The organism is Achromobacter sp. (assembly GCF_036567245.1).
Lineage (GTDB): Bacteria > Pseudomonadota > Gammaproteobacteria > Burkholderiales > Burkholderiaceae_B > Achromobacter.
In genome coordinates this window covers 1-6,432 of the sequence record NZ_DATCUY010000355.1, presented here as the reverse complement: position 1 = coordinate 6,432, position 6,432 = coordinate 1, and the positions used below count along the sequence as shown (strand labels likewise).

The following is a 6,432-nucleotide window of genomic DNA, read 5'->3' as shown; positions in this document are numbered from 1 at the left end:
GGATCGCGGGGGCGGCCCGCTCGCGCGCGGTCTGCGTCTGCAACGGCGTGAGCGAGGCCGCGATCCTGGCCGGCATAGACCGGGGTTGCGATCTGGCAGCCTTGAAGTCGACGCTGGGCTGCGGCACCGGCTGTGGTTCCTGCGTGCCGGAGATCCAGGCGCTGATCGGCCGCGCCGGGCTCGCTGGCGCCCCTGCATAGCCGCCGCAGGCGCGGCTGCGCCGACACGTTCCGACACGCGCCGGGTTTTGCAACCGGTGTAGTATCAAGCCAGCCCTGCGCCAGGCGCGTGCGGTTTTTTCCGGATTCATGGAGTGGCTTGTGACGATGCGAAAAATGGCATCCCTGATTTTTACGGTGGGCGCGCTGGGCGCGGCCGCTGCGGCGCAGGCCGGCGTGTGTGATGCGCAATTCATGCATGACGGCGGCGCGGTGCAACTGACCGGCACCGGCAACCTGGCGCTGGGCGCCGACCTGACCTTCGCCGAAGTTACAAAAAGCAATGGCGACAACTGCCGCGCGCGCGTGCAGGGCGTGGCCACGTTCAGCTACGCCGGCCTGCCGCCGGGCAAGTCCAAACTGGATTACCTGATGACCGTCAAGGGCGGCCAGGCCACCTTCCTGCGTTATGCCAGCGCGGGCGAGGCGCCCAAGCCTTCCGAGGGCCAGTTCGACCTGCGCATGCTGGGCCTCTTCGCCTACGACGGCCAGCTTAGCGCCGGGCAGAAGCTGCCCGGTTCGTCCTTCCGCCTGAAGATCGGCAAGGAGGCGCCCGTGGGCGGACAACCGAGCACGACCGTGCGCATAGGCGAGAAAACCGTGGGCAAGAAGGCCTCCGTGAATACTGCCCTGGGGGCGCAGTCCTGCCATCCGATCACCTACACCCGCAATTCGGATCCCACCATGGCCACGTTCCAGGGCCTGACGATTCCCATCCCGGGCATGAACACCACCGTGACGGACTGGTACTGTCCGGCGATCAATCTGGTGATGAAGCAGGACATCGATCAGGGCGGCGTCAAGTCCGCCGTTGAGATTACGCAAATCAAGTAGCACCCCGTAGCAAGCGCGCCGTGTGTCCCGCATGGCGGCTGGTATGATGGTTCCGTCATTGACACACAACAGGAGCTCAAATAATGGCCACGAGAAAATCCGAAGAAGTCGCAAAAGAAAAACTCATCGACAGTGTCAAGTCCAGCCTGAATGACGCCGAAAGCCTGCTGCGCGAAGCCGCCAGCAGCACGGGCGACAAGGCCAACGAATTGCGCGACCGCGCGCTGACCTCGCTGAAGCGCACGCGCGAAGCCCTGTACGAAGCACAGGACGCCGTGCTGGAACGCGGCCGCAAGGCTGCCCGCGCGACCGATGACTATGTGCACGACAATCCCTGGCAAGCCATCGGCATCGCAGGCGTGACCGGCCTGCTGCTTGGCTTGCTGATCAGCCGCCGCTGATAGGGCAGGACATCCGGGCGGGCGGCGCGGGCGCAAGGCCGCGCTTCCCGCCCGGCGTCCTTTCCAGCCATGGGTCTACGAAAATCTGTTTTCGGCGTTGCCTCCAGCGTGGTCGGGCTGTTGCGCACGCGCCTGGAATTGCTGGCGCTCGAAGCGGCGGACGAAAAAGCGCGCCTGCTCAAGCTCTTGGGCATGGCGTTTGCTGCGCTGCTGTTCCTGACGCTGGCGGTGCTGGTCTTCACCGTCACGGTCGCGGTGGCGTTCTGGCCTACTGAAGACCGCTATCTGGCCCTGGGCCTGCTGGCGGGTTTTTACGGTCTGGTCGGCGTGGCCTTGCTGGTGGCGGTGCGCCACGGGCTGGTCTATGGCGCACCGCCGTTCGCCGCCACGCTCGAAGAACTCGGGCGCGACGCCGAACTGCTGGAGCGGGTGCGCGACGCGCAGGACGACGACGAAGCGCAAGCGCGCCGGCGCGAGGAGGGCTGAAGCATGACGAAAAGGTCTCCCACCGTCGACCGCGCCGTGCGCATCGAACTGCTGCGCGCCCGCGCCGCCATCGAACGCGAATCGCTGGCGCAAAGCATCGCGTCGACCGGACGCAAGCTGGAACCTGCGGCGCTCCTCAAGGGGCTGTTGCCGGGCTTGGCGTCGGGCGGCGCATCGCGCTGGGCCTTGCAGGCAATCAGCCTGGCGCGGCGCTATCCCATCGTCAGTTCATCGCTGTCCGCCATGATCATGCGCGGCGGCAAGCGCTCCAAGCTCTTGAAGATCGCCGGCGGCGCCTTTGTCGGCTGGCAATTGTTCAAGGCCTGGCAGAACTCGCGGCGCGACGATGATCCGGCGGCTGGTCAACGCTGACGCTTCGGTCCGCCAAGAAGAACCCGCCATGAAGGCGGGTTTTTTTATGGCGCGAGCCTGGAACTCAAAGGCCCAACTGCCCCCACATCTCATCCACCCGCTTCTTGACCTCGGCGTCCATGGCAATCGGCGTGCCCCATTCGCGGTTGGTTTCGCCAGGCCATTTGTTGGTGGCGTCCATGCCCATCTTGCCGCCCAGGCCGGATACCGGCGAGGCGAAGTCCAGATAGTCGATGGGGGTGTTCTCCACCAGCAAGGTGTCGCGCACCGGGTCCATGCGGGTGGTCATCGCCCAGACGACTTCCTTCCAGTCGCGCGGGTTGATGTCCTCGTCCACCACCACGATGAACTTGGTGTACATGAACTGGCGCAGGATGCTCCACAGGCCGAACATGACGCGCTTGGCGTGGCCGGCGTACTGCTTGCGGATCGAGACCACCGCCAGGCGGTAGCTGCAGCCTTCCGGCGGCAGGTAGAAGTCCACGATCTCCGGCAACTGGCGGCGCAGCAGCGGCACGAAGACCTCGTTGAGCGCCACGCCCAGCACGGCGGGCTCGTCTGGCGGTTTGCCGGTGTAGGTGGAGTGATAGATGGGATTGCGCCGCATCGTGATCCGCTCCACCGTGAAGACGGGGAACCAGTCCTGCTCGTTGTAGTAACCGGTATGGTCGCCATAGGGACCTTCCAGCGCCATTTCGTAATCGGTATTCGGCGGCGGGTTGACGCCTTCGGGCACGACGGGCGCGATGGCGCGCGGGTCGGAGGACGGCAGCAGGTGGCCTTCCAGCACGATTTCGGCCCAGGCCGGCACGGACAGGTCGCTGCCCAGCGCTTTCGCGACCTCGGTGCGGGAACCGCGCAAGAGGCCGGCGAACTGGTATTCGGACAGGCTGTCGGGCACAGGCGTGACCGCGCCCAGCGTGGTGGCCGGGTCGGCGCCCAGGGCGACGGCGATGGGGAAGGGCGTGCCGGGATGCGCCAGGGCGTGGTCGCGGAAGTCCAGCGCGCCGCCGCGGTGCGACAGCCAGCGCATGATCAGCTTGTTGGGGCCGAGCAGTTGCTGGCGGTAGATGCCCAGGTTCTGGCGGCGCGCGTTGGGGCCGCGCGTGATCACCAGGCCCCAGGTCAAGAGCGGCGCCACGTCGCCGGGCCAGCAGGTCTGGATCGGCAGGCGGTTCAGGTCCACGTCCTTGCCTTCCCAGACGATTTCCTGACAGGCAGGGCTTTTGACGTTCTTGGGGCTCATGTCCCACAGCGCGGACTTCAGCATCGAGACCTTGGCCAGCGCGTCGCGCAGGCCCTTAGGCGCTTCGGGCTCGCGCAGCGAGGCGAGCAGCTCGCCGATATCACGCAGGGCGCTGACGTCGTCGGCGCCCATGCCGCGCGCCACGCGGGCCGGGGTGCCGAACAGATTGGTCAGCACCGGCATCTGCGCGGGCTGCCCGTTGTGCTGCGCGTTTTCAAACAGCAGGGCGGGCCCTTCCGCGCGCAGGACACGGTCCGATATTTCGGTCATTTCCAGCCGGGTGGACACCGGCGCAGCGATGCGTCTGAGCTCGCCCATGCGTTCAAGTTGGGCGATGAAGTCTCTAAGGTCGCGGTATTTCACTACAGATCCCAGCTATTTGGTTACATGTTGGGTAGACAGAGAGGTTAACATTGACTCCCTCTTTTTTAACGCAGGAGGTTCTATGCCCGATGCGTCAGTGGCCAGCCTGTTCCGAAGCCTGGCCCAAGGAGTGCACCAATATCTTGCCGAGTCCCTGCGCATTTGCTCCGTTTATCTGGGCATTGCGGTCATTGTGACGGTAAGCATGGGATTCGCCCTGCCTGGTTTGCGCGACCAGGCATTGCAAGTGCACAAAGCCTTGTTGACCGCCCTAGCGCCTTCATCCATGCAAGCCGGCATCGAATCCGAAGCCGGTTCCGAACTGGGTTCCGACAGTGCGTCGGCAATTGCCATGGCCGTTCCCACTGCTCCCGCCAGCAATGCCACCGGCATGCTGGGGCCCGCCCGTGTCGCCCCTCCGGCGCCCAAGAAGCCTGCCGCGATGGTCGCCACCGGCCCGCAGGCGGAAGCCTTGCGCAACTATATTTCGCGCAAGTACAAGGTCGCCTATGACGCCACCGGCCCGCTCTTGAACGTCGTGTACAAGGTCAGCCGCGAAAAACAGCTGGATCCGCTGCTGGTGCTGGCCGTGATCGCCATCGAGTCCCGCTACAACCCCCTGGCCGAAAGCCATGTGGGTGCGCAGGGGCTGATGCAGGTGATGACCAGCGTGCACCAGGACAAGTTCGACGCGGTCGGCAAGAACCCGCTGGACCCCGCCGCCAATATCGGCGTGGGCGCCACGATCCTGCGCGACTGCATCAACCGCCGCGGTTCGGTCGATGGCGGGCTGGCGTGCTACGTCGGTTCCACGGGGCCAGACGACAACGGCTATGGCGCCAAGGTGCAGGCGGAACGCCGCCGCCTGGCGCTGGCCTCCGGCATCGCGCTGGCGCGCGAATGACTTCCGGCCCGGCCGGGCTGAGCCTGGCCTGAACGCAAAGCGCGTCCCAACGGGACGCGCTTTGTTTTCGGATTCTATTTCTTGGGATCAGCCCTGCAGCAGCCGGCCGATCCGGGCGACCGCCTCTTCCAGGCGGTCCAGGCCGGTGGCATAGGAAAAGCGCATGGTGTGGCCGCCATGGGCCGGCCCGAAGTCCAGGCCCGGCACGGCGGCCACGCCGGCTTCCAGCAGCAGGCGCTGCGAGAACGCGGCGCTGTCCATGCCCAGGTTGGCGATGTCGGCATAGATATAGAACGCGCCATCCGGCTTGACCGGCACCTGGATGCCCAGGCGCTCGAATTCCGGCAGCAGGTAGTCGCGGCGTTGCTTGAAGGCTTCGCGGCGGTGCTCGAAGGTCTTCATGGCGCCGGGCGAGAAGCAGGCCAGCGCAGCGTGCTGCGCCAGCGTGGGCGCGCAGATTGCCAGGCTGGCGGCGATTTTTTCCACCGGCGCCACCATATCCTCGGGCACGATCATCCAGCCCAGGCGCCAGCCCGTCATGTGGAAGTACTTCGAGAAGCTGTTGATGACGATGACGTCGTCGTCCAGAGTCAGGGCCGAGCGCGGCTGGCCTTCGTAGGACAGGCCCAGATAGATTTCATCGACGATGGCGAAACCGTCGCGGGCGCGGACCTGCGCCAGCAGTTCGGCCAGCTCGCGGTGGTCGATGGACGTGCCGGTGGGGTTGCTGGGCGAGGCGACCAGCACGCCCTGGGTGGCGGGCGTCCAGTGGCTGGCCACGTCCTGCGCCGACAGTTGGAAGCGCTTGGCCGCCGTGCTCGGGATCAGGCGCGGCACGCCGCCGGCCGCCAGCACGAAATTGCTGTTGGCGGGGTAGGAGGGATCCGGCATCAGCACTTCGCCGCCCTGATTGACAAGCGCCGCGCAGGCGAGCGTCAGGGCGCCGGAGGCGCCCGCGGTGACGATGACGCGGGCCGGATTGATCCGGGCGCCGAACTGCTCGTGGTAGAACTGGGCGATGGCCTCGCGCAGCGGCGTCAGGCCGGCCGAGGGGCTGTAGCCGCTGAGGCCGGCGCGCGCCGCGCGCTCCAGCGCTTCCACGACCTGGGGGGGCGCGGTAAAGTCCGGTTCGCCGATGCCCAGGCTGATAATGTCCTTGCCCGCCGCCTGCAGCGCTTGCGCCTGCTTGAATAGTTCCATTACCTGGAAGGTCAGGAAGTCGTTGGTGCGATGGGCGAGGCGGGGCATCGGATTCTCGAAGGCGGTTTTGTAGCGAAAAAGGAATTGTAGTCATGCAGCCATCCCGGCGCGCTTTCCTCCTGGGCCGTCGTCCGGCCCGCAGCCCGTGGTCGGCCTTCATGGAGCGGCTGGCCCTGCTGTGCCAGGGATCCGTCCGAGATCTGGGCGAGGCGGGAGAGGGCGGCCCCCGGGGTTTGCTGGCGGCGGCGCGGGACGCGGACGTGGCGCATGCGCGCACCCTTTGCGCCGAGTACCGCGTGACGCTGGCGCTGGCGGGAGCCGAAGGGCCGTTCGAGACGGTCCACGGCCCGCTCCTGCGGGTGGATCCCTCCGCCCTGACCGGGCTGGTGCGCCTGTCCGGCGATACCG

The 6,432-nt window shown here is 66.5% G+C and carries 8 protein-coding genes and 1 pseudogene; 7 read left to right on the top strand and 2 right to left on the bottom strand.

What is annotated here, in order from left to right:
• From VIR09_RS15480 to VIR09_RS15460, 5 genes are all read left to right on the top strand, one after another.
• Positions 1-200, top strand: a 200-nt coding sequence (locus tag VIR09_RS15480) for a (2Fe-2S)-binding protein (RefSeq protein WP_332013668.1), incomplete at its 5' end; no start/stop codon positions are given.
• A 126-nt stretch (positions 201-326) separates the two neighbouring features.
• Positions 327-1,052, top strand: coding sequence for a hypothetical protein (locus tag VIR09_RS15475; RefSeq protein WP_332013669.1), 726 nt, complete (start codon positions 327-329; stop codon positions 1,050-1,052).
• An 83-nt stretch (positions 1,053-1,135) separates the two neighbouring features.
• On the top strand, positions 1,136-1,453 hold the full coding sequence (locus tag VIR09_RS15470; RefSeq protein WP_013395739.1) for a DUF883 family protein: 318 nt from the start codon (positions 1,136-1,138) through the stop codon (positions 1,451-1,453).
• A 69-nt stretch (positions 1,454-1,522) separates the two neighbouring features.
• A complete protein-coding gene (locus tag VIR09_RS15465) occupies positions 1,523-1,939 on the top strand; it encodes a phage holin family protein (protein WP_043544378.1) in 417 nt (138 codons plus the stop codon).
• Positions 1,940-1,942: 3 nt separating this feature from the next.
• Positions 1,943-2,311, top strand: a complete 369-nt coding sequence (locus VIR09_RS15460) for a hypothetical protein (RefSeq protein ID WP_207465571.1) — start codon at positions 1,943-1,945, stop codon at positions 2,309-2,311.
• A 64-nt stretch (positions 2,312-2,375) separates the two neighbouring features.
• On the opposite strand, the gene ubiD is transcribed toward VIR09_RS15460, so the two are convergent.
• Positions 2,376-3,920: a 4-hydroxy-3-polyprenylbenzoate decarboxylase gene (ubiD, locus tag VIR09_RS15455; protein ID WP_332013666.1), complete on the bottom strand. Its 1,545-nt coding sequence runs from the start codon at positions 3,918-3,920 to the stop codon at positions 2,376-2,378.
• Between the two features lie 82 nt (positions 3,921-4,002).
• On the opposite strand from ubiD, the gene VIR09_RS15450 reads away from it, so the two are divergent.
• Complete coding sequence (locus tag VIR09_RS15450; RefSeq protein ID WP_332013665.1) at positions 4,003-4,824, top strand: lytic transglycosylase domain-containing protein; 822 nt, start codon at positions 4,003-4,005, stop codon at positions 4,822-4,824.
• Positions 4,825-4,911: 87 nt separating this feature from the next.
• Here VIR09_RS15450 and VIR09_RS15445 read toward each other — a convergent pair whose 3' ends face one another.
• Positions 4,912-6,072 (bottom strand): pyridoxal phosphate-dependent aminotransferase, encoded by a 1,161-nt coding sequence (locus VIR09_RS15445; RefSeq protein WP_332013664.1) that lies wholly within the window; start codon positions 6,070-6,072, stop codon positions 4,912-4,914.
• Between the two features lie 44 nt (positions 6,073-6,116).
• Between VIR09_RS15445 and VIR09_RS15440 the strand changes: the two are divergent.
• Positions 6,117-6,432: pseudogene (locus VIR09_RS15440) on the top strand (FAD-binding protein); the annotation flags it as partial.

What these genes read in the sequence shown, in the direction of transcription:
- VIR09_RS15450 (WP_332013665.1), top strand. Translation starts at nt 4,003, where the DNA reads ATGCCCGATGCGTCAGTGGCCAGCCTGTTCCGAAGCCTGGCCCAAGGA.
- VIR09_RS15445 (WP_332013664.1), bottom strand. Translation starts at nt 6,072, where the DNA reads ATGCCCCGCCTCGCCCATCGCACCAACGACTTCCTGACCTTCCAGGTA.
- VIR09_RS15460 (WP_207465571.1), top strand. Translation starts at nt 1,943, where the DNA reads ATGACGAAAAGGTCTCCCACCGTCGACCGCGCCGTGCGCATCGAACTG.
- VIR09_RS15470 (WP_013395739.1), top strand. Translation starts at nt 1,136, where the DNA reads ATGGCCACGAGAAAATCCGAAGAAGTCGCAAAAGAAAAACTCATCGAC.
- VIR09_RS15475 (WP_332013669.1), top strand. Translation starts at nt 327, where the DNA reads ATGCGAAAAATGGCATCCCTGATTTTTACGGTGGGCGCGCTGGGCGCG.
- VIR09_RS15465 (WP_043544378.1), top strand. Translation starts at nt 1,523, where the DNA reads ATGGGTCTACGAAAATCTGTTTTCGGCGTTGCCTCCAGCGTGGTCGGG.